The 24,604-nt window shown below is 37.5% G+C and carries 22 protein-coding genes; 14 read left to right on the forward strand and 8 right to left on the reverse strand.

Features of this window, described 5'->3' with window-relative positions; genetic code table 11:
• Window positions 1-22: 22 nt before the first annotated feature.
• From QM481_RS12390 to QM481_RS12415, 6 genes are all read left to right on the forward strand, one after another.
• Entirely contained in the window at window positions 23-988 is a 966-nt protein-coding gene (locus tag QM481_RS12390) for an AAA family ATPase (RefSeq protein ID WP_283381988.1), read from the forward strand.
• Window positions 988-1,254 carry a DUF3226 domain-containing protein gene (locus QM481_RS24910; protein ID WP_283381989.1) on the forward strand — a complete coding sequence of 89 codons (267 nt, stop codon included), beginning with the start codon at window positions 988-990 and terminating at the stop codon, window positions 1,252-1,254. Before QM481_RS12390 ends, QM481_RS24910 begins: the two co-directional genes overlap by 1 nt.
• A 69-nt stretch (window positions 1,255-1,323) precedes the next feature.
• On the forward strand, window positions 1,324-1,626 hold the full coding sequence (locus QM481_RS24915) for a hypothetical protein (protein WP_283381990.1): 303 nt from the start codon (window positions 1,324-1,326) through the stop codon (window positions 1,624-1,626).
• Between the two features lie 379 nt (window positions 1,627-2,005).
• A complete protein-coding gene (locus tag QM481_RS12405) occupies window positions 2,006-2,956 on the forward strand; it encodes a 3-keto-disaccharide hydrolase (protein WP_283381991.1) in 951 nt (316 codons plus the stop codon).
• A 171-nt stretch (window positions 2,957-3,127) separates the two neighbouring features.
• Window positions 3,128-4,327, forward strand: a complete 1,200-nt coding sequence (locus QM481_RS12410) for an anhydro-N-acetylmuramic acid kinase (RefSeq protein ID WP_283381992.1) — start codon at window positions 3,128-3,130, stop codon at window positions 4,325-4,327.
• A gap of 95 nt (window positions 4,328-4,422) precedes the next feature.
• A complete protein-coding gene (locus tag QM481_RS12415; RefSeq protein WP_283381993.1) occupies window positions 4,423-5,118 on the forward strand; it encodes a head GIN domain-containing protein in 696 nt (231 codons plus the stop codon).
• 183 nt (window positions 5,119-5,301) lie between these two features.
• Here QM481_RS12415 and QM481_RS12420 read toward each other — a convergent pair whose 3' ends face one another.
• Both QM481_RS12420 and QM481_RS12425 read right to left on the reverse strand, forming a co-directional pair.
• Window positions 5,302-6,375 carry a response regulator gene (locus QM481_RS12420; protein ID WP_283381994.1) on the reverse strand — a complete coding sequence of 358 codons (1,074 nt, stop codon included), beginning with the start codon at window positions 6,373-6,375 and terminating at the stop codon, window positions 5,302-5,304.
• An 84-nt stretch (window positions 6,376-6,459) separates the two neighbouring features.
• The gene (locus tag QM481_RS12425) at window positions 6,460-7,266 is read right to left on the reverse strand and encodes a PAS domain-containing sensor histidine kinase (RefSeq protein ID WP_166549655.1); all 807 of its coding nucleotides are present in this window, start codon (window positions 7,264-7,266) and stop codon (window positions 6,460-6,462) included.
• A 384-nt stretch (window positions 7,267-7,650) separates the two neighbouring features.
• Between QM481_RS12425 and QM481_RS12430 the strand changes: the two genes are divergently transcribed.
• Window positions 7,651-8,814, forward strand: coding sequence for a PAS domain-containing sensor histidine kinase (locus QM481_RS12430; RefSeq protein WP_283381995.1), 1,164 nt, complete (start codon window positions 7,651-7,653; stop codon window positions 8,812-8,814).
• A 258-nt stretch (window positions 8,815-9,072) separates the two neighbouring features.
• Here QM481_RS12430 and QM481_RS12435 read toward each other — a convergent pair whose 3' ends face one another.
• Window positions 9,073-10,446 carry an L-serine ammonia-lyase gene (locus tag QM481_RS12435; RefSeq protein ID WP_283381996.1) on the reverse strand — a complete coding sequence of 458 codons (1,374 nt, stop codon included), beginning with the start codon at window positions 10,444-10,446 and terminating at the stop codon, window positions 9,073-9,075.
• A gap of 306 nt (window positions 10,447-10,752) precedes the next feature.
• On the opposite strand from QM481_RS12435, the gene QM481_RS12440 reads away from it, so the two are divergent.
• The 6 genes from QM481_RS12440 (at window position 10,753) to QM481_RS12465 (ending at window position 17,456) form a co-directional block, all read left to right on the forward strand.
• Window positions 10,753-11,061 (forward strand): ArsR/SmtB family transcription factor, encoded by a 309-nt coding sequence (locus tag QM481_RS12440; protein ID WP_095166866.1) that lies wholly within the window; start codon window positions 10,753-10,755, stop codon window positions 11,059-11,061.
• 136 nt (window positions 11,062-11,197) lie between these two features.
• Window positions 11,198-11,779, forward strand: coding sequence for a methyltransferase domain-containing protein (locus QM481_RS12445; protein ID WP_166549652.1), 582 nt, complete (start codon window positions 11,198-11,200; stop codon window positions 11,777-11,779).
• Window positions 11,780-12,025: 246 nt separating this feature from the next.
• Window positions 12,026-12,325 (forward strand): thioredoxin, encoded by a 300-nt coding sequence (gene trxA / locus QM481_RS12450; RefSeq protein WP_283381997.1) that lies wholly within the window; start codon window positions 12,026-12,028, stop codon window positions 12,323-12,325.
• 142 nt (window positions 12,326-12,467) lie between these two features.
• Window positions 12,468-12,854, forward strand: a complete 387-nt coding sequence (locus QM481_RS12455) for a DUF983 domain-containing protein (protein ID WP_283381998.1) — start codon at window positions 12,468-12,470, stop codon at window positions 12,852-12,854.
• 91 nt (window positions 12,855-12,945) lie between these two features.
• The gene (locus tag QM481_RS12460) at window positions 12,946-13,668 is read left to right on the forward strand and encodes a DUF2490 domain-containing protein (RefSeq protein WP_283381999.1); all 723 of its coding nucleotides are present in this window, start codon (window positions 12,946-12,948) and stop codon (window positions 13,666-13,668) included.
• Window positions 13,669-13,748: 80 nt separating this feature from the next.
• The gene (locus QM481_RS12465; RefSeq protein WP_283382000.1) at window positions 13,749-17,456 is read left to right on the forward strand and encodes a DUF4450 domain-containing protein; all 3,708 of its coding nucleotides are present in this window, start codon (window positions 13,749-13,751) and stop codon (window positions 17,454-17,456) included.
• Between the two features lie 167 nt (window positions 17,457-17,623).
• Here the strand turns inward: QM481_RS12465 and rpsA are convergent, their stop codons facing one another.
• The 5 genes from rpsA to QM481_RS12490 form a co-directional block, all read right to left on the reverse strand.
• On the reverse strand, window positions 17,624-19,429 hold the full coding sequence (gene rpsA, locus QM481_RS12470) for a 30S ribosomal protein S1 (RefSeq protein WP_166578328.1): 1,806 nt from the start codon (window positions 19,427-19,429) through the stop codon (window positions 17,624-17,626).
• A 345-nt stretch (window positions 19,430-19,774) separates the two neighbouring features.
• Window positions 19,775-20,449 carry a TVP38/TMEM64 family protein gene (locus QM481_RS12475; protein ID WP_166549646.1) on the reverse strand — a complete coding sequence of 225 codons (675 nt, stop codon included), beginning with the start codon at window positions 20,447-20,449 and terminating at the stop codon, window positions 19,775-19,777.
• A 37-nt stretch (window positions 20,450-20,486) separates the two neighbouring features.
• On the reverse strand, window positions 20,487-20,963 hold the full coding sequence (locus QM481_RS12480; RefSeq protein ID WP_166549645.1) for a cytidine deaminase: 477 nt from the start codon (window positions 20,961-20,963) through the stop codon (window positions 20,487-20,489).
• A gap of 483 nt (window positions 20,964-21,446) precedes the next feature.
• Window positions 21,447-22,208, reverse strand: a complete 762-nt coding sequence (gene tpiA / locus QM481_RS12485; RefSeq protein ID WP_166549644.1) for a triose-phosphate isomerase — start codon at window positions 22,206-22,208, stop codon at window positions 21,447-21,449.
• A 256-nt stretch (window positions 22,209-22,464) separates the two neighbouring features.
• A complete protein-coding gene (locus tag QM481_RS12490; protein ID WP_283382001.1) occupies window positions 22,465-22,926 on the reverse strand; it encodes a coiled-coil domain-containing protein in 462 nt (153 codons plus the stop codon).
• A gap of 275 nt (window positions 22,927-23,201) precedes the next feature.
• On the opposite strand from QM481_RS12490, the gene QM481_RS12495 reads away from it, so the two are divergent.
• Window positions 23,202-24,533, forward strand: a complete 1,332-nt coding sequence (locus tag QM481_RS12495; RefSeq protein ID WP_283382002.1) for an aspartyl protease family protein — start codon at window positions 23,202-23,204, stop codon at window positions 24,531-24,533.
• Window positions 24,534-24,604: the final 71 nt, after the last annotated feature.

Consider the following 24,604-nt stretch of genomic DNA (forward strand, 5'->3'; position numbering starts at 1 on the left):
TTAGAAAAATAATTGACAGGATATGATACAAAATATTTCAATAGAGAATTTTAGATGTTTTGATAAAACCGAAATAAAAGGTTTTTCAAGGATAAATGTCATTACTGGAAAGAACAACTCTGGAAAAACTTGTTTGTTGGAGGCTTTGTATTTTGGTTTGAGTCAGGATACTAAAGGAACGATTGATACTCGTAGTTACGAAGGAACAGAAAACACAGGTTACTCTTTAATGAAAAACCAAGATATAGGAGCCATAAATTTCAAATTTACTGTAAATAATGAAGAGTTTGGTTTTAAATATCAGCCTGAATTTTCGTTTAAAGATGATAAAACAGGAGAAAACTTTACTCACAATAATGATGTACAATTAATTCTTGATAAGAACAGAAAATATCCACAATTATCAACACTTAATCTTAATGAGCCTAAAAAGATAAACGAAAAAAATAATAGCTCAATAAATTTAGTTCAGCTATTTGACCAAGCTCAAATCACAGGTTTAGATAAAGAAATATTAGATAGTGTAAAAATCATCGACAGTACAATTACAGAGATTAGAACATTCGGAAGTTATCCAAATACGCTATTTCTAAAAAAGGAAGGAACTATATTTCAGCCTATTAGTTATCATGGTGATGCCTTAGGTAAGGTTATACTTTATATTGGTATTATATTGAATTATAAAAAATCCATTTATAACTATCTCCTCATAGACGAAATAGAAAACGGCATCCACTACACCGCCCAAAAAGAAGTTTGGCAAATGCTTTTTAAATTATGCAAACATCATAATATTCAATTATTTGCCACAACTCATAGCCATGAAATGATTACCGCCTTTGAAGAAGTTTGTGAAGAATTTAAAGGAGAAGGAGCCTATTTTGAAATGGCTCGTCACGCTAAAACCAATCAAATTATTGGTATAAAACATGACATCGATACCCTTGAATATGAATTAGCAACCAATACACCTATCAGAGGAGAATAATGAAAAATATCATTTTAGTAGAAGGAAAAGACGACAAAGCTTTCATCGAATATTTAATACAAGGTGTTGATGTTAAAGAGTTTTCAGTTAATATTTTAGAAGGTTTAAGTAAAGATGCTTTGACAAAACGTTTAGCTAGTTTAAAGACTGGTTTCCTCAAAAATCCTTTTGAAAAACTGGGTATTATCATCGACCAAGATTCATTTACAAGGGAAGAAAGATTAGCGTTTATAAATGAATGTTTACAAGAAAGTTTTGATATATAATTGTCAGATAGTCAAACATTTGTAGATTTAACAATTGATAAAATTCCTCTACAAATTGCTTGCTATTTCATGAATGTCGGTGGAAAAGGAGAGTTAGAAACAATTTTACGATTAATAAAAAACCATCCATCAAGCAATGCTGATTGCTTAGAACAATGGCAAAATTGTTTATCAGAAAAGGTAAGCCAAAAGGAATTTGATAAACTTTGGGTTCATTATTACCTCAAATATGATACCGCCACTCATCAAGAAAGACAACATGTAGGGAGATACTGTACTTTGGAATATAGTCTTCAAAATAAAACCCATATCTGGGATTTAGATTCTCCTGTTTTGGCAGAATTGAAGAGATTTTTGGCTTTGTTCGATTGAAATAACTCAAATAGTCTCCACAACAGCAAGCTAAACATAAATTATCCCCAATATTGAGACTAGGAGGATTTTATGAAATTCATTAAAAAGCGGTCGAAAAACAATTTTCGACCGCTTTTTTGCTATCAGCATCCTATGGCTAACTTGGCTCAAGACGTAAAGTATTACGTCTCTACTGCTAGCATACAAATTTTACCATAATCACTCATTGGCTCAATCACCAATTCACTCAATAGATAATGCCCTCCTATCATTATCTATATGCCTTCCATTTCTATTCAATGGTTTATGTTACAAAATTTTAACTAATTTTAGCATCGTTGTCTCCCCGACAATGACAAATAGTTGTGTGAACCATTTAACCAAAAACAATACTACCATGCAAAAACTCATTACAAAATTACCTTTGATAATTCTGTGTATTTTATGCTCAACATTGGTCGTTACGGCTCAAAGTGTAGAAGGACGTTGGGATATTACCATTACGAAAGGAAATAAAAAATTCCCGTCTTGGTTGGAAATTAACCACTCTGGGGTAAAATACTTCAATGGGCGTTTTGTAGGTAGTGGCGGTAGTGCTAGACCTATCTCTAGAGTCTATTTTAAGGATAATAAAATGTCTTTTTCCATTCCGCCACAGTGGGACAGAGAAGATAAAGATCTTGTGGTAGAGGCTGAATTGAAAGATGGAAAATTAGAAGGAACGATGAATCAGCCTAATGGCGAAGTGCTGAATTGGGTGGGTGTAAAAGCTCCAAAATTGATCAAGTCTAGTGAGCCTATTTTCGCAAAACCAATGCCTATTTTCAATGGTAAAAACTTAGACGGATGGGAAATTATTGGAAGAGAAGACCGTCCTGCCGCAGGCGAAAATCAATGGATTGTTGAGAATGGTGTTTTGAAAAGTCCAAAATCAGGTGCCAATATCAGAACGACAAAAACCTTTGGCGATTTCAAATTACATGTTGAATTCCGTGTGCCAGAAGGTAGCAATAGCGGTGTATATCTTCGTGGACGTTATGAAGTACAGATTACAGACGGCTTCGGCATTGAACCATCTGCTATTGAACTGGGAGGAATTTATGGTTTTGTGAAGCCTTTAGAAATGCCTGCTAAAAAAGCGGGAGAATGGCAAAGTTATGATATTACTTTAGTTGGAAGAGTTGTGACTGTAATGCTAAATGGCAAAACAACCATCTACAAAGCTGAGATACCAGGCATTACAGGTGGTGCTATTGATAGCAATGAGGCAGAAGCAGGACCAATTATGTTCCAAGGTGATCACGGCCCAATTGAGTTTAGAAACATCACCATTGCAGTAGCGAAGTAATTACTTGAATAGTATTCTTGATAGTATTTTTGGTAAATCCTTTATTTGTTACACACAGATAAAGGATTTATTATTTAAAACAGTTTTGGGGTAAAAAACAAAACCTCACGTTGATACACTAAATACATTCCAACTTCGTAAATTTGAAAATCATCAACAAAAATCGACCTCATGAACAAAAACCTTCAATCTCTTTATCAAATTGCCCAAAAACCTTCTCGTAAAATTATTGGTTTGATGTCGGGAACGTCAATGGATGGACTTGATGTGGCTCTTTGCGAGATTTCGGGTGCGGGCGAAAGCACGGAAGTCAAATTGTTAGATTTTGACACCATTCCTTACACCGAAGATATTAAAGAAGAAATTCGACAGGTTTTTGCCAAAGAAACCATCAACTTTCCTCATTTGGCGATGCTCAACGAGTGGATTGGGGTATTGCATGCCAATATGATTTTGGAATGCCTTCAAAAATGGAACATTTCACCCGAGGACGTTGACCTTATTGCCTCACATGGACAAACGGTGATGCACGCACCAAAAATTTTGCATGGTATCGAAAAATTCCCAAATGCAACGCTTCAAATTGGAGATGGCGACCATATAGCAGTCAATACAGGTATTATCACCATAGCTGACTTTAGACAAAAGCACGTAGCCGCAGGTGGCGAAGGTGCGCCATTAGCTGTATATGGAGACTATTTTATTTTTGGTAAGAAAGGCGAAAATCGTATTATGCTCAATATGGGCGGCATTGCCAACTTTACCTATTTACCTGCCAATATGAACCCTGAAGAGGTTTTTGTGACCGATACAGGCACAGGTAATACCTTGCTCGATGCTTTTACCAGAACCTTCTATCCTGATATGGCTTACGACAAAGATGCCCTTTTGGCAAAACAAGGTATTGTCAATCAAGCCTTATTGGAGGCGTTGAAGCAAGATGAGTTTTTCAAAAAGCCTTTTCCAAAAACTACAGGACCCGAATTATTTAGCAAAGCTTATGTATATCGTGCTCAAGAAGTCAGTGACACGCTACATATTCCGAGTCATGATTTATTGGCAACACTCACACGATTTAGTGCTGAGACGATTGCCGAAGCTGTGCATTCGCTCAATTTATCCAATCTTTCTGATTTTACGGTGTACACTTCGGGTGGAGGGATGCACAATCCTTTGCTAATGGAATGGCTTCAAGAACTTATTCCCGCCAAATTTGCAAGAACCAATGAACTGGGTATCAATGGCGATGCGAAAGAAGCCGTATTGTTTGCCATTTTAGCAAACGAAACCGTAGCGGGTGGCGAGTCTGATTTTGGTACTCGTAGAGGAATTCCTTCGGTAACCATGGGAAAAATTTCTTTTCCTTCTTAAATTCTTAGAGAATAATCTTTTGTAGATGCAACCTTTAGTTTAAGCCTTGCATCTAATAGACATAAAATATACTGTCATCAAATAAAGGTTTTACTATGAAAAAGATTCTTTTCCTCGTTTCTATTGTATTGATTTCGTGCGTTACTGTCATTCAAGCACAGGTAGTAACACAAAAACGTAATGTGGGTTCATTTAAAGGTATTCAAATTTCGGGCGGAATCGATTTGTACCTCACACAAGGCTCTAGCGAATCTGTTAGTATTAGTGCCGCTGAAGATCGCCAAGATGATATTAAAGTAGATAACAATGGCGGCGTAATCCGCATATATATCGAAAACTCAAAATGGGGCTGGTTCAAATGGAACAATAAACCCGTAAAAGCCTACGTGACGGTGAAAGACCTCAATTCTATTTCGGCAACAGGCGGTTCGGATGTATATTCTGAAAAGAAACTCGAATTGATTAAACTTACGATTCGTGCAACGGGTGGTTCGGATATTAAACTAGAAATAGACGCCGACGAAATTGACTGTAGTACAACAGGAGGATCGGATGTTACGCTCATTGGTAATACAACCGTTTTGAAGGCAAGCTCAACTGGCGGTAGTGACTTAAAGGCCAACAAACTACGTTCAAGTTTTTGTAGTGTATCCGCAACAGGTGGTTCGGATGCGTATGTTTGGGCTGAAAAAGAAATTAGTATCTCTGCTACAGGTGGTTCAGATGTATATATTTCGGGCAATGCCAGAGTTGTGAAAAAGAGCGTAACAGGTGGCTCGGATGTTCACTAGGATATTGAGAGAATGGAGATTGAGTGTTTTTATTAAATGCCTCTGTCGTAGAGACGCAATGCTTGCGTCTAAAGAAAATATAGTATCAAAAATGCGGTCGAAATTATTTTTTCGACCGCATTTTTGTTTTTTATCAACAGAAACATCTTGCCTAATGCCTACAGCTCATAGTCTAAAGCTTCTTTAATATTTCAAGTGTTGTATTTTCAATAAATCTAGGATAATTACTTTTCCTGACGTTATTTCTATTAATCCTTCTTGTTTAAAATCAGAAAGCGTTCTAATCAGCGACTCTGTAGCCGTACCTGCTATCGACGCCAAATCTTCTCTTGAGAGCTGAACAATAATGTCAACGGTTTGATCAGGATGAATATGTTTGGCATAAAACACCAAAGACTCTGCCACACGTTTTCTCAAAGAATTATAAGCCAATCCCAACAGATACTTTTCTTGTTGGATAATTTCTTGCGCCATCCATTGAATCAACCCATTGGCCATAGCACGATTTTGGTGAATCGCCTGTAAAAACAAATCCTTTGGAACATACAGCAATTCTGTTTCTTCTAATGCAACAGCAGTTTCTACATAAGCGCTACCGCTCAAGAGTGCTTGTATTCCGACAAAATCACCTACTTTATACAAACCTGTCACCAATTCTTTGCCTTCATTATTTTGCAAAATCACCTTTACTTTTCCTGACTGTACATAATACAAACGGATGGCGTCATCGCCTTCGGCATATATTACCGATTTCTTTTTGTAATGATGCGGACGCTTATCTTCTAAGAGTTGCTGTAACCCTTCAGTCAGATATGCATAGTTAAAATTAGCACTCACATGCGCTTCTTCTACCACATTAGTTTGAGGAGTGACACTATGCTGTTGATGTTCGACTTTACTCAAGCGAGTTTCAATTGCTGAAATCAGTTCTACTTCATCAAAAGGCTTAGTCAGGTAATCATCTGCGCCAAGTTCCATTCCTTTTCTAAAATCCCCTCTTTCTGATTTGGCGGTTAATAAAATTACAGGTATTGTATTCAAAACAGGATTTTTGTGTAAAACCTTCAGTACACCATAGCCGTCCAATACAGGCATCATCAAATCACAAATCACTAAATCGGGTTGACATTGCAGGGCTTTTTCAACTCCAATTTTTCCATTTTCGGCGGTGTACACCTCATAGTTGGACAACTCGAGTATTTCGGCGGTATTTCTCCGCAACTGGTCATCGTCTTCTATGAGCAATATTTTTTGCATATTCTTGGTGATTGTTTTGTATTTATTGGGGTAAAAGCATTAACACTTTACCGAAAAGACATCATCAGCTCATGATCAATTATCCTAGCTATCGTTCATTTGTTGCATCACTTTGGAAAGATAAAAATTTAAAGGCCGTTCGATGGCGTTATCATCCAATCTTCCCATGCTCAATGATTCTTCTAAAAGTGCTGTGAGCGTTTTTACATTTTCCAAAATCGTTTGGATATGTTCTTCTTGCTTCTGTACGTTCCCGATTTTGTTGTATTTACTTAGAAGATTCGCCGAAGATGATATAATCCCCAGTGGTGTTCTAAACTCGTGTGAGGCGTAAGTAATAAACTGAGATTTTAGCCCATTGAGTCGATGCTCGCGGTGCAATGCTTCCGATAATTCATGTTGCGAATGCTCTAATTTCGTAAGCGTTTCGAGCAACGCTGAAGTGCGATACGAAATCATTTGGTCGATTTGATTTTTAAAATATTCACGACCCTTGATACCGTTTTCTTTTTCAAATTGTAAAAGTTTCTCCAAATTAATAATACGGGTAATTAAATACGTTTGAGAATCACATTGAAATGCATCAATATTGATAATAGCCCAAAAAGTAGTACCATCATGCACTTTACATTGTACTTCTTCCGACCATTTACCACTTTCGTCTAGGCTTTTCCTAAGTTTGGCATTTTGCTCGCTTGTAATGGGCATTTCTCGCACTTCAACTCCGTATTTCTCAGCAAACTCTTTCTCGTCTCGAACCTTAAATAACTCTAAACCAGAGTCATTTACTAGAACTACCTCATTGGTTTCATAGTTATAGATACTCACAAAAACATTTAAGTGTGTGAGCAAAGCATCGAGTATAGCATCTTTTAGTGTGGGGTTAAGCATGAATTTAGGACTGGATATTAATTTATATGTGAATCGTTTTGGTTTACTTTTATGAGCACTAATATCTATGCTCGGATGTTTTTCAAACGCACGAATTCTCCCAAAATAACACCCGATACCACAACACAATTTGACTAATATACAAAGAGATTTCTACAAAATTCAGATTCTCAATCTTGATAAATACTGACGACTATCATAATTAAACCTTGAATCTGGTCAAGGTTTAAGAAGTGCCGAAATACGAACTTTGTGTCATCAAGTGGTAGATTTACTTCATACTTGTAGGTTTAGAGGTTAAAAAAGAAAGCAGTCTTGATGTTCAGGACTGCTTTTTTGTGTTAAATTTGGTCAAAAATAATCCAATTCAATCCCGCTTGTATTTTGAAAGAGTTAATTGGGTTTTTCGGAGAAAAATTCTCCGCTGAACATTCCTCTGACTACATTTCTTTTATTGAAGAATTCTATAACAATGCGCCCAATGCCTATCATTCATTGGACGCCGATGGCTACTTCTTAAAAGTCAATGATACCGAACTCAAAATGCTCGGATATACCCGTGAAGAGCTCATCGGGAAAAAACGTTTTTTTGATTTACAAATCACCCTTCTAACCGAAAGTGCAGAGGAGTTTTATCGCCAATTCAAGCAAACAGGTACTACCCGAAACCTTGAACTAGAGTTAGTTTCCAAAACAGGAAACCACGTACAAGTGCTCCTCAACGCCAATGCGATTTATGACAAAGACGGCAACTTTATCGCTAGTAATTCGGTGATAGTAGATATTACTCACAAAAAAGCTTTGGAGAAGGAGTTGATGGAAAAAAATCAGGAGCTGAACCATCTCAACGAACAGCTTTTTCATATTAATCAAGAAAAAAATCGCTTCATCGGTATTGCCTCTCACGACTTACAAAATCCCATTACTAATATTAAGCTCATTGCGGGAAAGTTTAGAAAAACCGCTCAAAATCTAACTGATAGTCAAAAACGTTGGATTGATGAATTGGTGAGTACTTCAGAAAGAATGGCGTCGCTTATCAAGAATATGTTAAGTGTTAATCGCCTTGAAAGAGAGTCTATTACGCCCGAAATCGACTATCACAATATTGTTCAGCTATTGACTACCTCGCTCAATCGCTTTGAAGAAATTGCCAATCGCAAAGGCATAAGCTTGCATTTTGAGAGCCAAGCACCATTGTTTATGGCAAAAACAGACCAAGAATATCTTACCGAAATCATTGATAACTTGGTTTCAAATGCCATTAAGTTTTCGTATGCCGATTCTTCCGTATCTGTAAAATTGGAGTGTACGAGTAGCTATTTCGAAATCTCAGTACAAGATCAAGGGCAAGGGATTTTGCCAGAAGAAATGAATTTATTGTTTGGTCGTTTTCAAAAATTAAGTGCCAAACCTACCTCCAATGAGTCTTCGACGGGGTTGGGGCTTTCTATTGTCAAAGAATTAACCGAACAACTGGACGGAACCGTAAGCTGTCATAGTCAAATCGGCAAAGGAACTTGTTTTACTGTAAGGTTTAATAGTTAAGTATTAATGCAAAATAAAATGCATTAATGCGCTTTAGGCTGTAGGCATTAGGCAAAAAAGCTCCAATTATTTCATGAGAATTTTTTTCAACTTTTAGCCTACGGCTCATAGCTGAAAGCCAAATGGCAATTGAGTGTATGAGTGATTATTTGAAAATTTGTACACTAGCTAAAAGACGCGAAGCATTGCGTATCTACCAATAATCACTCACTCGCTCAATCACAAATCACTCAATTTTAAATGACTCCTGCAAGCCTATTAGCATTCTGTGGCGCTCAATGCCAAGCCTGCTTCGGAGGTTTCTTTATATTTTTTAGACATATCTTTTCCTGTTGCCTTCATTACTTTTATCACGCTATCGAGCGAGATTTTTTGTAAAGAACTATCCCCTGCTGTTGCCAACAAAAACGCATTGTAGGCTTTTACAGCTCCCATGGCATTGCGCTCGATACATGGAATTTGGACATAGCCTCCAATTGGGTCGCAAGTCATCCCTAAATGGTGTTCGATAGCAATTTCGGCTGCCGATTCCATAGCGTGAATACTTTTGGTAGCACAATACGTCAGCATAGCCGCTGCCATAGCCGAAGCCGAGCCAATTTCGCCCATACAACCCATCTCGGCACCCGAAATACTTGCATTATGTTTTACCAAAAAACCAACAGCCGCAGCCGCCAACATTCCCTCACGCATCTCGTTGGGAGAATAATGAAAGTGATTTTTCAACAAATACGTAATGCCTGGAATAACACCAGAGGCACCTGAAGTTGGAGCAGTAACTACGATATTCCCAGCAGCATTTTCTTCTGATGCTGCCAAACAATAAGCGTTCAAAAAGATAAGAAAACTATCACTCGTCAAAGCAAGTTTTTTGGCCTTTTCGTAAAGTAACGGTGCTTTTCTACGAAGCTTGATGGTGCCAGGCAATACTCGTTTGTCTTTCAAACCACGCTTTACCGCTTTGTGCATAAAGTCCAAGATGGCATCTATTTTTTTGTCTATTTCTTTACGACTAGCTCCTGTCAAGGCTATTTCATTGGCATACATTAGTTCTGAAAGTGTCAAGCCATTACTTTGTAACTGCGCTTTCAACTCTTTCATATTGGTGTATGGATACGCAGGTGTAAGCGTACTCGTTGTTACTTTTTGACCCTTACGATAAATAAACCCACCTCCTACAGAATAGTATTCATGCTGAAGTACAACTTGCTCAGCACGAAGCAGTTTTAGTACCATAGTGTTGGCGTAAGGAGAGTCATATTTTCCTTTTTCAAATACAATACTCTCAGCCGAAATAGGAATCTCTATTTCATGAACTTTTACGGGATACTGCTCTGTTGTGTCTTTGAGAAGAGCTGAAAACAAAACAGGATCACAGGTTTCAGGAGTCCAGCCCAAAAGCCCAGCAATAACTGCTCGGTCGGTGCCGTGTCCTTTGCCTGTAGCGCTCAATGAACCGTATAAATGAATTTGGATTTGTAAAGAAGTGTCGATTTGGTTGGGAGAAAGCGCATTAAGTTCCTTTAAAAAATCGTACGAAGCTTTCATCGGTCCAATGGTATGTGAACTCGATGGTCCTGGTCCAATTTTGAATAAATCAAAAATGGAAGTTGTAATAGGATTTTTTATCATAGTTGTTGTTGAAGAAGTTCGTATCCGCCTCCACCATAATCATGGTGTTTGGGACGACGAAATTAGAGATTTTTTATAAAATCATCACCAATACATAGGCTTATATTTTAGAATAGCGGGGCAGTTTAAGCAAAGAGCTTTTCATAAAACCAGCAAAGGTCTACAAATACACTAGATAAACTATTTTTTTACTTTTAAATATGAATAAACAATCATATATTTGTATAGTAAAGTTCTGATTTATAGACAATCCGTCGAATCAAGAACAAGAGAATCATCCCTTTAAAATATTAAAATATTTTTGCTATGGCAGCTGTAGCCTACAAAATCAACAAAGAAAAACTCGAAAAAGCCGCTTTTATTCTCAAAACGGTAGCGCATCCTACGAGGTTGGCTATCGTAGATTTATTATCGATGCAAGAGCGACTTTCAGTAAATGAAATATGTACGATTCTGGAATGTGAACAGTCGCTACTTTCACATCATCTTATCAATATGAAATTAAAAGGAATTTTACGCTCAGAAAAGGATGGACTCAATGTATTTTATTCTTTAAAAGAACGTGATGTAACCAAGTTAATTGAATGTATTGAGAATTGTAATTGTAATTTTTAGGACTAGAAAATTATCAACCTAGGAATAGATTTAGCCAGAAAACATAAGATTTTGCTTATCTCTTTTCTGGCTTTTTTTAACGAAAAATACATGAAAAAACATTCATATAATCATTTAGTTATAAATTAGTAAAAAGATGAATAAAGACTATTGGAACGAGCGCTATGCAGCAGGACAAACAGGATGGGATTTGGGAAAAGCCTCTCCTCCTCTTGAAGATTATATAAAGCAGCTTGGTAATAAAGACCTAAAAATTCTTCTTCCTGGCTGTGGAAATGGGTATGAAGCATTATTGATGGCGGAATTGGGCTTTACTAATCTGACAGTTTTAGATATAGCTCCTTTAGCAGTGGAAAAGCTCCAAGATAGACTACAGAGTTACCCATCGGTTAGGATTCTTTGTGAAGATTTTTTTGAGCATGTCGATAACTATGACCTAATTTTGGAGCAAACTTTTTTTTGCGCTTTACCACCAAGTATGCGAGAGCAATATGTGCAAAAAATGGCTGAACTCTTGGTTCCACAAGGTAAATTGGTAGGATTATTATTTGCCACAGAATTTGACAAAGCAGGACCTCCTTTTGGCGGAACAACAGAGGAGTATTTACAACTATTTAGTCCTTATTTTACTGATGCTATTTTGGAGCCATGCCGTAATTCAATCCGCCCACGCCAAGGCAATGAGTTATTTGTAAAATGGGTAAAAAAGGACTTGTAAGTATTAATTTGCATTAGGCTGTAAGCTATAGGCATTAGGCAAAAAAGCTTAAATTATTTCATGAAAAATTCTTTTCAACTTTTAGCCCACAGCATAAAATCTAGAGCCTAATGCGGGTAAAATAAGATTGTTTTATTATCTAGCTTGAGACTTAGTCTTGAACTAGTGAGTAAAACGACCTTCTATTAACTAATAACAGCTTTCTATTAACCAATAACGGCCTAAAGCCTATAGCTAATTCATTCCATGAACAGTTCATTTGAAAATATTATCAACTCAGACAAGCCTGTTTTGGTTGATTTTTTTGCCACATGGTGTGGTCCATGTAAGACAATGGCACCCATTTTAGAAGACCTCAAAAAGCGATTAGGCGAGGATATAAAGATCATTAAAATAGACGTAGATAAAGCTCAGGCACTAGCACAAGAGCTTAGAATTAGTGGCGTTCCTACCTTAATTCTATACAAAAATGGACAGCAAGTTTGGCGACAGTCGGGTGTAGTTCCTGTACATCAGTTGGAATACACGGTAAAGCAATTTGCTTAATTTTCTTACGATACATAAGTCGTAGGCATTAGATAAAATATATTCAAGTACAACTTTTAACTTATGGCATAAAGCCTAATGCCTATCTATTGCGTGCAAAATTTACTTATCTTTAATATTAACGAATTATCTAAATAACTCTATGAACAACGATAGCAAAGTAGGGGCAATGGTCAAAGCCAAATGTCCACAATGCCATAAAGGTAAATTATTTACACACCCATGGTGGAACATATTCAAATTTGATAAAATGCATGAACATTGCTCTGAATGCGGACTTCGTTATGAGCGTGAACCAGGGTTCTTCTATGGTGCTATGTATGTGAGTTATGCATTTACTGTTGGGATTATGCTTGTGGGAGGCTTTGTGATTTATAACTTCTTTGGTGATCCTGAACCACTTGGATATATCATTCCCATTGTCTTAATTTCGTTGTTATTTGTTCCTTTCAACTTCCGTATTTCTAGAGTATTATTTCTATATCTTTTCTCTGGAATAAAGTATAAAAATCCTAAAAAAGACTCATAAACTCTTATAATCAATTACTTTTGCACTAGGATTTCTCTACTAAAATAGTAGACTCCTAGTGCACATAGTATTTCTTTCCAAGATTGATTAAATGAGATTTAAAATTATCCTATGTACCCTTTGGGTATGTGCATATTGTTGTGCCCAAGCCCAAAATTATAACCACTATGCAATCTGGACTCGCTTTGCGCTCCAGAAGAAAATCTATAAGAACTTCGAGGTTAATCTTGAGTATCAGTATAGACGCCAAAATGACTATCGTGAGAGTTCTATTAATCCAACAGCACTCCCATTGATGGAAGCTTACCGACTTGGATTGGTACACCGAGGGCAAAACCTTGTGGTATCGCTATTCCCTTCTTTTTTTCATTCTTATCAACTTTACGCCAAAACATCCGATTTTAGCAAAAAAGACCGTTGGGAGTTTCGCCCTTTTTTGATGGCTGAATGGTTACACTCACTCAGTCCAAAGTGGATGGTTCGACTACGAGGTGGTTATGAATATCGACTTTTCAAAAATGATGGTGATGCTTGGAATGAGTCACAAGGGCGTGCTAGATTAAGAGGACAATTGCGCTATATTCTCAATTCGAAAAACAATGTTTTTATAAGTGAAGAGTTACTACAAAACGTATCTCCAAATATTCCTGCCAATTCATTTAGTCAAAATCAGGTCTATCTAGGATATTCTCATAACTTTTCTCCTCATTTTACGGTCGAAACAGGCTATATGTGGAATCACCGACAACGTAGTTCACTCATCGAATTCGATGAAGAACATAGTCTTCAAGCGCATTTTATTGTACGTTTATAAAGTATTCTGTCTTCGGGTAAGCATGACGCTTTTATGAGATTAGCTTCTTTTATTTGTATTTTCAATAAAATGCTATTTTCATGAAAGCGAAAAAACTAAATCTATTCTTAAAACTTTTCTGTATAGGGTATATATGTCTATTTTCCTTTACACAGAACACCTTTTCTCAAGAACTATATCCTGTAAAACTTTCTCCTAAAACATGGCATAATCAAGAACTAGAATTACGCTATCGTCCCGAGGGCAAAGACTTTGTGATTACCAATGGCAAACGACTATTCACACGAGCGCTTTATGGCACAAACACCGCCTTTCGCATCGAAACAGGTGACCGTCCTGAATTTGCCTTGTATATGCCAGGCATGGGGGGCAACTTCAAATTGGGGATTTCTGTCAACCGACAAAGCAAATGGTTAATCCAAGCCGATAGCATTATTGCACGCTATCGAGCTGGCGCAAGGCTCTATACCATCAAAGATGCAATATTGGGAAATGGTATTCTCGAAATTGAGATTTTAGCTTTAGCCAATGCAGAAGGGTTTGTTCTGAAAACCCAGTTTAAAAATACTCCTCAATCTACCGAGCTATATTGGGCATTTGGAGGAGCAACAGGCAAAAAGTTTTCCAGAGATGGGGATATGGGACCCGACCCAGAATCTAATTTTTACCTACAAGCAGCCAATTGTAAAGACAACCAGTATGTAATTCCAGAAAAAGGAAAATTCATCCTCAAATATGGTACAGGCTTGCCCGCTACAGGTGATGGACGATATTTTGTGGAAGATGCCAAGGTGCCTGCCAAACCAAGCAAAGAACAGACCCTCCAAGGCACTTTCCCGACCGAATCAGAACTTAAGGTGGTAGATGCACAAGCGTTGGCTTCTCCCCTATCTTTATACCAATCACAAACAGAAAAAGCTCCTGTCATTTGTGGAAAGCTCGTTATAACAAACCCATCCGAATATTTCTTTACAATTTATAATCCTACAACCAAAGCCAATATTGAATATGATGAGTTACCACGTATTTTTCAAGAAGCTCAAAATACTCGTGAAACCTTAGCTAATCGTATCCAAATCAATACTCCCGATCCATTTATCAATACGATTGGAGGCACTTTAGCCATTGCCTCTGACGCTATCTGGGACTCACCTACCTATATGCATGGCTCAATTGGCTGGCGGATGCGTTTGCCAGGTTGGCGTGGTCCTTATACTGCCGATGTGCTGGGTTGGCACAATAGAGCCAAAACACATTTTGAAGCTTATGCTTTATCACAATTTACCACGCCACTTGCAGGCCCTATCAAACCCGATAGTGCCATGCACTTTGCTCGAAGTACCGAAAAATCGGGCATAGGAATGTTTACCAGTGGCTATATCAACCGTGATCCGAATGGCACTAACCTACGTCCACACCATTACGATATGAATTTGGTGTATATCGACCAGTTACTACGCCATTTTGCTTGGACAAAAGATACTACTTTCATGCGCCAAACATGGTCGGTCATCAAAAGGCATTTGGACTGGGAAGTAAGAAATTTTGACATAGATAAAAACAATCTATTTGATGCCTATGCTGCCATTTGGGCAAGTGATGCCCTCCAATATAGCGGTGGTGATGTCACTCACACTTCAGCTTATAATTATTTGGGTTTTAAAAAAGCCGCACAAATAGCCAAATTGATGGGCGACAATCCGAATCCTTATCTTGAAAAAGCTGAAAAGATTTTGAAAGCCATGAATCAAATTTTATGGATACCACAAAAAGGAACTTTTGCCGAGTTTAAAGATGCATTAGGAAATAAGCTACTGCATCCTTCAGCGGGTATTTGGACGATTTATCATAGCATCGATTCGGAAGTGCCAGATAAGTTTCAAGCTTATCAAATGCTCAGGTATGTAGACAATGAAATTCCACATATTCCGATTAGAGCGAAGGGGCTGGAAGACAAAGGTTACTACACACTTTCTACCACCAACTGGATGCCATATATGTGGTCGCTCAATAATGTCGCTTTAGCAGAATCGATGCATATTATTTTGGCAAACTGGCAAGCTGGTCGTACAGACGAAGCCTTCAAACTATTCAAAAGCGAAGTATTACAGTCGATGTATTTGGGTGGAAGTCCTGGCAATATTGTTCAGATTTCGTACTTTGATGCTGCCCGTGGCGAGGCTTATCGAGATTTTGCAGACCCCATTGGTATGTTCTCACGCACCTTGGTAGAAGGTCTATTTGGTATCGTTCCTGATGCGCTAAACAACACCTTATTGATTCGCCCAGGATTACCTACAACTTGGGATTATGCTTCTTTCAAAACACCTGATATTAGCTTTGATTTTAAGAGAAAACTAAAAACAGATACCTATGTAATCACTCCTACTCTACCTACAGCTTTAGATTTCAAATTTCAGGTATTGGCTCAAGGACAAGTAGCTCAAATCGTTGTAAATGGGAAAATAGTTGGGTGGAAAAATCTTGACCAATCTGTGGGAAAGCCTGTCGTTGAAATAGCACTTCCTTATTTACCACAATATGAAATTATTATTGAGTGGAAAGGTGAAAAGCCAATTTTACCCAAAACTGAAAAAACCTATACGAATCAGGAATTCATAAAGCAAAGCTTTGTAGGTGCTAAAGTTTTAAAGATTTTTGACGCTCAAAAAGTATTGAGAAATATTCAAGTGATAAACAATCAGTTTTCTGCCCAAATACAAGCCATAGAGGGTAATTACACCGTTTTTGCTCAACTCCAACAAGGTAGTTTATCTTGGTGGATGCCTATATGTTTTAAGGTAAGACCCGCTATTGAGTTAATAAGTAGTCATGAAAAAGAAGAAAATATTACTAAGTTTTGTCTTCAAAACAATACGTCAAATCCTCTATTGGCTCAGGTATTCATCAATCATTTCAGAACCAATTTGAAAATAGAAGCAGGTAAGTTCTCTGATACCATTACTATTTCTGAAAACGATTTACTATGCGGAACCAACAAAGTGCGTATCGTTTTTGGGAAAAATCAAACCATAGAAACTACGCTAGTCAATTGGCAAGGCAAACTACAGCTTCGTCAGGAAACCGTTGATCTTACCGCCTTTTTTAATGATAAAGTCATTCAAATTTTTCAAAATAAATACCTTTCCCCACGTCCACAGGCTACGACTTTGCAGTTGCCTTGGCAAGGTATTGGAGATTGGCCACATCCACATGAAAGCTTTGAAGTAAAAGATGAAGGTTTGAGAAAATTAGCACAAACTAATGACCAATTCGAGTTGTCTCAGGGGATTCGTTTCAAGACACCTTCTAACCCAAAAGTCAACAATATTGTTTTTACCTCACAATGGGATAATTACCCTAACGAAAAAGTGATTCCATTATCAGGAAATGCCTCGCACGCGTGGTTTTTGATGGCTGGCTCGACTAACCCTATGCAAAGTCAGCTAGATAATGGTATCATCACAGTTAAATATACTGATGGTACAGAAGAACTATTAGCATTGCGAAATCCTGAAACGTGGTGGCCTATCGATCAAGATTATTTCACAGATGACTTTGCATTCAAACTAAAGCAGTCTCGTCCGATTAGAGTACATCTTGCAACAGGAAAGGTAGTAAATGGACAAGAATCCAAGGCGTTTTGGAATGGTAAAAAGATAGAAGGTGGTGCCGCAACAGTATTAGATATGTCTCTTAATCCAAAGAAAACACTCAAAAGTATTACACTCAAAACCCTTACAAACGACGTAGTAATTGGTTTGATGAGCATCACGCTAGGACATTAGTGAGTGTTGAGTTGTGAGTGCGGAGTTGGGAGTTGAGATTTGTCCTTGATACATTTTTTGCAGTTCTTCAGTGACTGAAAGCTGAAAGCTGACACCCGATAACGCAATAAAAAAGGCTCTGCCAACATGCGTCAGCAGAGCCTTTTTATATACTTAATCAGAGATGATTATTTCTTCTTCTCCAATTTTTTCTTAGCTTCTTCACGAGCTGAGTCTTCCATTTGAGCTTTCAAAGCTGTCAAAGCATCTAAGTCACCCAAAGTTGATTTCTCAACAGAGCTAGTAACTTTTTCTACATCTTTAGCAGTTTTTTTCTTCTCTTCTTGAACAGCCTCTTCTTTAGCGTCGTTGAAAATTCTTGTGTGAGAAAGAGCGATTTTACGATCTTCTTTGTTGAATTCGATTACTTTGAAGTCAAGTTGTTCACCAGCTTCAGCAACAGAACCATCTTCTTTCACCAATTGTTTCAACTGTACAGAACCTTCGATACCGTAAGGCAATTCCAAAGTAGCTCCTTTGTCATTTTTAGCAACGATAGTTGCTTTGTGAACAGAACCTACAGTGAAGATTGATTCAAAAGTATCCCAAGGGTTTTCTTCCAATTGTTTGTGACCTAAAGCCAAACGACGGTTGTCCGCGTCAAGCTCCAATACCACAACGTCTAATTTCTCACCAACTTTGATGAACTCAGAAGGGTGTTTGATTTTCTTAGTCCAAGACAAGTCAGATACGTGAACCAAACCATCGATACCTTCTTCCAATTCAAGGAACAAACCGAAGTTTGTCAAGTTACGTACAGTACCAGTGTGCTTAGTACCTACTGCGTATTTGCTCAACAAATCTTGTTTAGTCCAAGGATCTTCTGTCAATTGTTTGATACCCAATGACATTTTACGCTCAGAGCGATCCAAAGTCAATACAACTGCTTCGATTTCGTCACCTACTTTCAAGAAGTCTTGTGGGTTACGCAAGTGTTGCGACCAAGACATTTCTGAAACGTGGATCAAACCTTCAACACCTGGCAATACTTCTAAGAAAGCACCGTAATCAGCAACGTTTACAACTTTACCTTTTACTTTAGAACCGATTTCTACTGTAGCTGCCAAAGCATCCCAAGGGTGAGCTTGCAATTGTTTCATACCCAAAGAGATACGTTTCTTGTTCTCGTCGAAGTCCAAAACAACCACTTGGATTTTCTGATCCAATTTAAGCAACTCTTGTGGATGGTTGATACGACCCCAAGAAATATCTGTGATGTGCAACAAACCGTCAACACCACCTAAGTCGATGAACACACCGAAGTTAGTCATGTTCTTGATAACACCTTCAAGAACTTGTCCTTTTTCAAGGTTGTTCAAGATCAATTGACGTTGTTCTTCAAGGTCTTTCTCGATAAGAACTTTGTGAGAAACAACAACGTTATCGTTAGCATGGTTGATTTTAACAACCTTAACTTCCATTTTCTTACCAACGAAGATATCAAAGTCACGGATTGGTTTCACATCGATTTGTGAACCTGGCAAGAACGCCTCAACACCGAAGATATCAACGATAAGACCACCTTTAGTACGACGCTTAACGAAACCATCGATAACGATATCTTGCTCAAGAGCTTCTTCGATGTTTTTCCATGCAGTCATTACTTTAGCCAATTTACGAGAAAGAATCAATTGACCTGCTTTGTCTTCTTGGTTCTCAACGTAAACATCTACTACATCTCCAACTTTCAATTCAGGCATATCTCTGAATTCTGAAGTTGGAACCATACCGTCTGATTTGAAACCGATGTTCAAAATCACTTCACGGTCTGTGATACCTACTACAGTACCTTTTACTACTTCTTTCTCAGTTACAAGGTTCAATGTACCTTCAATAAGAGCTTCTAATCTTGCTCTCTCTTCGGTAGAGTAACCACCACCGATACCTTTAGTGCCGACTAAATCCCAGTCGAAATCTGCTAATTGATTAGCCATGTTTAAATAAAAGCCCTGATACATCAATGTGGCGGGCAAAACACATTGAATTATAGTTAGTTAATCCCAATTGATTGGGGGTGCAAAGGTATAAAATTTTTCTAATATTCTGAAAATGAATGAGAAAAAAATATTTACCTTAATATTGATACATGTGGAGTCTATCGTCAACAAAGGACAATTTAAAGTTAGTTGTGTACGAAGTATTATAATCGGATGTTGGATTTCGGAAGTATAACCTATTTCTTTAATTATCTTTCCGAAATCAAAAATCTCAAATCTGCAATAGCTTGAAATTCTTCGTACAGTCCTAATTTCAAGTATATTTTCTCTTCTAAAATATACCTACTCTCCTATTGCTTTTCTTACGACTCTAAATAATCCATACAACGAAATTCCAATCATCAGTATAATAGCCACTTGCGCTACAGCGCCTTCACTTGGATGCTCGACTAATGCTTTAATTTCTTTGGCTTGGGTTCCTACCCATATCGACAAAAGCGTGCGGGGCAACATCCCAATAAAACCTGCAGTAAGGAAGTTTTTTAGCTTGGCTCCCGAACATGAAAACAATAAGTTACTCACCGCAAAAGGCAATACAGGTGAAAGTCGCGCCAACAAAATGATTTTGAACTCTTGTTTCTGAAGATTTTGAAGAAGTTCCTTTACCCCTTCTCTTTCCTCCAAAGCACTCAATAATCGTCCACCATCTATTTTAGCGGCCATTATATATCCAATCCAAGAAGCTAGCCAATAGCTGATACAAACAGGAATTAACGCTTGCCAACCCAAAAAATAACCACTCAATAGCGCTATAAAGGTAGTTGGCGTAAGTGCAAAGGCCATTGTCAAACTTGCAGCGGCATATACCATCGTCCATGTAGACAAATCGAACTGATGGATATTTGCTTCATGAAACATCACCCATACCGTAATCGAAGAACTTACGACTAAGGGCATTACCCCTAAAAAAAAGGCATAGACCAACGAAAAGGTATTCTGTTTAAAAAATGAATTCATAAGGATTGGTTTCGAATAAAATTTACTCGAAATCTGATTAAAATTCTTCAAACTTCAAAGGAAGTAAGTCTCCAATTGATTCCGTTGCTAATACTTGGTTGTTTGCTCCAAGCATCAATAAGCGAATTGGCTGTTTTTGACGCACTTCGTATTCAAGCATTGCTTGGCGACAAGCACCGCAAGGAGGAACGCCTCTAAACTCATCACCCTTCCCAGGGCGAGCGATAACCGCAATAGATTTGATTTTTTTGTCTGGATGGTTAGCTCCTACCCAAAATATCGCTGATTGCTCAGCACAAGAGCCTGATGGAAAGGCTGCATTTTCTTGGTTATTGGCAGTGATAATAGTATCGTCTTCTAGTAATATAGCAGCACCCACATGAAACTGTGAATAAGGCGCATAAGACTTATAAGTAGCCTTACGAGCTTCCATCAACAACAACTGTTCTTTTGCACTCAATTCAGTTTCTGAGTCATAAGATTCTAATGAAATAGTTACATTTAATTTCTGCATAGTTTATGATGATTTTAGAAATAGGGAAAGTTATAACGTGCTGTTTTTCAGAAAAGTTCTTAAAGACTATGATTTTTTTTAGCTTGTTATTTTTCTAACTCAAAACTTTCAGAGAAGAAGGTATAAAACTTGTGTAATGTCAGTAGTAAAATGCTGAAAAACTACTATTTACGGTAAGCCCATAAATACCAAAAGCACCGTAAATGTGACAGAAAACGGGCTTCTATCGCACCTACGGCGCTCTTTAATCTATTTCGTCATGTTAGTTATTGCTATCGAGCTCTCACTCCTCTCTATTTCGAATATCGGATGTTGGATTTCGGAAGTGTAACCTTCTTTTTTGTAAAAAATAAAGGTATTTTACTTTATTTCCGAAATCAGAAATCTGAAATAGTTGGAAATCCTTCGTACACTACTAATTTATCGCTTGTACTTGGGTTCGTCTCTAATAACGACTAACAAATAACTTATAACCTATATCAACTAGAATGATTTTGCGATATTCACAAATTCACGAGATTTCAATGATGCACCACCGATTAGGCCACCGTCGATATCTTCACGAGAAAACAACTCAGGAGCGTTTTTCTCGTTACAGCTACCACCGTACAAAATAGAAGTATTATCTGCTACTTCTTGTCCGTATTTTGTAGCAACGTGAGCGCGCAAGAATGCGTGCATTTCTTGTGCCTGATCAGAAGATGCTGTTACACCTGTACCGATTGCCCAGATTGGTTCGTAAGCAATTACTACTTTACCGAAATCTTCTACTGACAAGTGGAAAAGGCTATCAGTCAATTGTGAAGCTACAAACTCCAAGTATCCTGGAGCATTGCGTTGATCTAGAGATTCTCCACAACAGAAGATTGGAGTCAAACCATTTTCAAGAGAGATATTTACTTTTTCAGCCAATTGCTCATTAGTTTCGCCAAAGTACTGACGACGCTCAGAGTGACCTAAGATTACATATTCTACACCGATTGATTTCAACATTGGAGCTGAGATTTCACCTGTATAAGCACCAGAGGCTTTTTGGTGGCAGTTTTGAGCCGAAATACCCAAATTTACTACTGGCTCAGCATATTTTGTCAAAGTACTCAAGTACAAAGACGGAGAAGCAATAACTACAGTAACGTCTGTAGAAACTTCATCTTTCACCATGTTTGCCACTTCAGAAGCTAAGATTAATGCTTCTTCAGCTGTTTTGTTCATTTTCCAGTTACCAGCAACGATTTTCTTTCTCATTTTTTTAAGTAAAGTCGGGGAGAGAAACAGCTTGCGCTGAATCTATTGAACCACTGTTTTTTGGTTGAAACTTAATTACCCTACAAATTTATAGATAAAATATGCTTTGCACTAAAAATTTAGGGATTTGTTTCGGCGAAGCATAATTGAGTATCCTCTCGCAAATGGCAGAACTCTTTTCCTAAAAATCAACCTTTTAGCTTTCATAAAAAAAGCCTCACAAATATTGCGAGGCTCCCATTGATCTTTATACAGCCTAGTTTTTGACGGCTAGTATTTTATCGGTCTTTTTGGTGACTTTAGCTTTCTTTTTGGCTTTAAGCTTTGAGCCAAGCAATTGTAATTCTGCAATTTTACGCTCATAACTTGCCACAAGTAAAGCACTTTCATATTTTTTGCTTTCTAGGTCGGCACTCATTTTTTTCATTTGGTCCTCCAGCTCATCAAATTTTTGCCCCATTGCATCTGCTTGCTTTTTGATGATACTTACCTGATTCTCTAGCTTAGCAATCTCCACGTTTTTGTATTTGATTTGATCTTCTAAGTTGAGCTTGGTTTCCTTCAGTTCCTTAATTTCTTTGTGTGCTCGTTCGACACTTACGTCAAGACGGTCTTTGTCTTGTATGAGCGCTTGGTATTTTTGCTGGCTAACACAAGAAGACAAAAGTCCTCCTGCTAGTGCAGCATAGAGTATTGGTTTAATAACTACTTTGGACATGGGCGTTGGTTTTTATGGGAATGTGGGTATTGATGAATACTCGGTAATCAGTTCTATAAAACTAGCGATTAATCGTTGATATCATCTATAAAATTCTTGCAGAAATCTGGCGGTTTTACTGCTTTATCATTGCTAATTTTCCTAAATATAATTAATTCTAAGGGCTCTTTTTAGCTTTTGTATCTTTCCAATGATAAATTTAAACAATCTAAGAAAAACATTTGTTTTATATCCTAAAATACTATAAATTAGATAGATACTAAACAGACAAGAATATGAGAACCTCTTTATTGAAAATTGTTCTTGCGCTGTTCATTGTTTTTATTTCTCATGAGCAGCAATTCGCATTCATCCATCATGCTTTCGTGACGTCGCTTGGCTTTCCTAAGTCACTTTCTCCCACTCGAACCAAGGAAAAGGTTGTGGAAGAAAAATTTGGGTTTCAATTTATTAAAAATAGGAAAATTACTAAAATTCCTTTTGAGCTTCAGGCAAATTTAATCATCATCCCATTAAAAATCAATAATTCAGATACCTTACACTTTATCCTCGACACTGGTGTAAGCACAATCCTGATTACAGACCCTACTTGCCTACAAAAACAAAACCTGATTCCTATTCGAAAAGTTAAGATTGCAGGAGCTGGCGAAGGTGAAAAATTGGAGGCTAATATCGTACTTAATAATACCATTCAAATGGGGGAAGTGACAGGATACCACCAAAATTTGGTTATCCTGAAAGAAGACATCCTCAAGTTAAGTGAATTTGTTGGACGTCCCATACATGGAATTATTGGCTATGAACTATTTGACAGGTTTGCAGTAACTATTGATTTTAATATGAGGGAAATAACCTTTCAAAATCCTGATAACTATAAATACAAACCTTCAAAAGGAGAAAAAATTCCGATTTCGATTGAAGATAAAAAACCTTATCTCAATACACTTGAGCTTGTAGATAGCGTTACTAGCGTTCCTATCAAAGTAGTGTTAGATACAGGAGCAGGTCATGCCCTTTCGTTGGATGCAACAGCTAACTCTAAAATCAAGCTTCCACAAAAGCTCATTAGCGCTCAGTTGGGTAGAGGACTAAGCGGTATTATTAATGGCAAATTAGGTCGTATTCAAAAGTTAAAGATTGGGAAATATACCTTACAAAACTTGGTTGCGTCCTTTCCTGATAGTAACTCCTACAAAGTAATTCCTAATGTCATGGTAAATCCTCGTCAAGGAAATATTGGTTGTGAGTTTTTGAGAAGATTCAGAGTTACTTTCAACTACAGAGATCAATATATTGTTTTGAAAGCCTCAAACAAAAATCTTAAAGAGCCTTTTGAACATAATATGACAGGAATGGAATTGGCAGCCAAAGGTCAGAACTATAACGAGTACTTGATTGAAAGAATCGAGGCTAATTCTCCTGCTGAAAGTGCAGGTTTACAAGAAGGGGACAAATTATTATTTGTGAATGACAAATCTTCGCGCGATATATCCATAAGTGAGCTGTACAAGTTATTCCAAAAAGGCGAAGGAAAACCTCTCAATTTTGTGGTAAAAAGAGGTAATGGCTTGTTTGTAACAACTTTAACATTAAAACGCGCGATATAAGTATGAGTGATGAGTTCTGAGTGTAATTTTTTTATCTCATTAACTCGTTCAACTTAATGCTGCATTATTGA

The sequence above is a fragment of the Flectobacillus rivi genome, assembly GCF_030056655.1.
Taxonomy (GTDB): domain Bacteria; phylum Bacteroidota; class Bacteroidia; order Cytophagales; family Spirosomataceae; genus Flectobacillus; species Flectobacillus rivi.

Coding starts and splice junctions, on each gene's coding strand:
- QM481_RS12390 (WP_283381988.1), top strand. CDS start 23: ATGATACAAAATATTTCAATAGAGAATTTTAGATGTTTTGATAAAACC.
- QM481_RS24910 (WP_283381989.1), top strand. CDS start 988: ATGAAAAATATCATTTTAGTAGAAGGAAAAGACGACAAAGCTTTCATC.
- QM481_RS24915 (WP_283381990.1), top strand. CDS start 1,324: ATGAATGTCGGTGGAAAAGGAGAGTTAGAAACAATTTTACGATTAATA.
- QM481_RS12405 (WP_283381991.1), top strand. CDS start 2,006: ATGCAAAAACTCATTACAAAATTACCTTTGATAATTCTGTGTATTTTA.
- QM481_RS12410 (WP_283381992.1), top strand. CDS start 3,128: ATGAACAAAAACCTTCAATCTCTTTATCAAATTGCCCAAAAACCTTCT.
- QM481_RS12415 (WP_283381993.1), top strand. CDS start 4,423: ATGAAAAAGATTCTTTTCCTCGTTTCTATTGTATTGATTTCGTGCGTT.
- QM481_RS12420 (WP_283381994.1), bottom strand. CDS start 6,375: ATGCAAAAAATATTGCTCATAGAAGACGATGACCAGTTGCGGAGAAAT.
- QM481_RS12425 (WP_166549655.1), bottom strand. CDS start 7,266: ATGCTTAACCCCACACTAAAAGATGCTATACTCGATGCTTTGCTCACA.
- QM481_RS12435 (WP_283381996.1), bottom strand. CDS start 10,446: ATGATAAAAAATCCTATTACAACTTCCATTTTTGATTTATTCAAAATT.
- QM481_RS12440 (WP_095166866.1), top strand. CDS start 10,753: ATGGCAGCTGTAGCCTACAAAATCAACAAAGAAAAACTCGAAAAAGCC.
- QM481_RS12445 (WP_166549652.1), top strand. CDS start 11,198: ATGAATAAAGACTATTGGAACGAGCGCTATGCAGCAGGACAAACAGGA.
- trxA (WP_283381997.1), top strand. CDS start 12,026: ATGAACAGTTCATTTGAAAATATTATCAACTCAGACAAGCCTGTTTTG.
- QM481_RS12455 (WP_283381998.1), top strand. CDS start 12,468: ATGAACAACGATAGCAAAGTAGGGGCAATGGTCAAAGCCAAATGTCCA.
- QM481_RS12460 (WP_283381999.1), top strand. CDS start 12,946: ATGAGATTTAAAATTATCCTATGTACCCTTTGGGTATGTGCATATTGT.
- QM481_RS12465 (WP_283382000.1), top strand. CDS start 13,749: ATGAAAGCGAAAAAACTAAATCTATTCTTAAAACTTTTCTGTATAGGG.
- rpsA (WP_166578328.1), bottom strand. CDS start 19,429: ATGGCTAATCAATTAGCAGATTTCGACTGGGATTTAGTCGGCACTAAA.
- QM481_RS12475 (WP_166549646.1), bottom strand. CDS start 20,449: ATGAATTCATTTTTTAAACAGAATACCTTTTCGTTGGTCTATGCCTTT.
- QM481_RS12480 (WP_166549645.1), bottom strand. CDS start 20,963: ATGCAGAAATTAAATGTAACTATTTCATTAGAATCTTATGACTCAGAA.
- tpiA (WP_166549644.1), bottom strand. CDS start 22,208: ATGAGAAAGAAAATCGTTGCTGGTAACTGGAAAATGAACAAAACAGCT.
- QM481_RS12490 (WP_283382001.1), bottom strand. CDS start 22,926: ATGTCCAAAGTAGTTATTAAACCAATACTCTATGCTGCACTAGCAGGA.
- QM481_RS12495 (WP_283382002.1), top strand. CDS start 23,202: ATGAGAACCTCTTTATTGAAAATTGTTCTTGCGCTGTTCATTGTTTTT.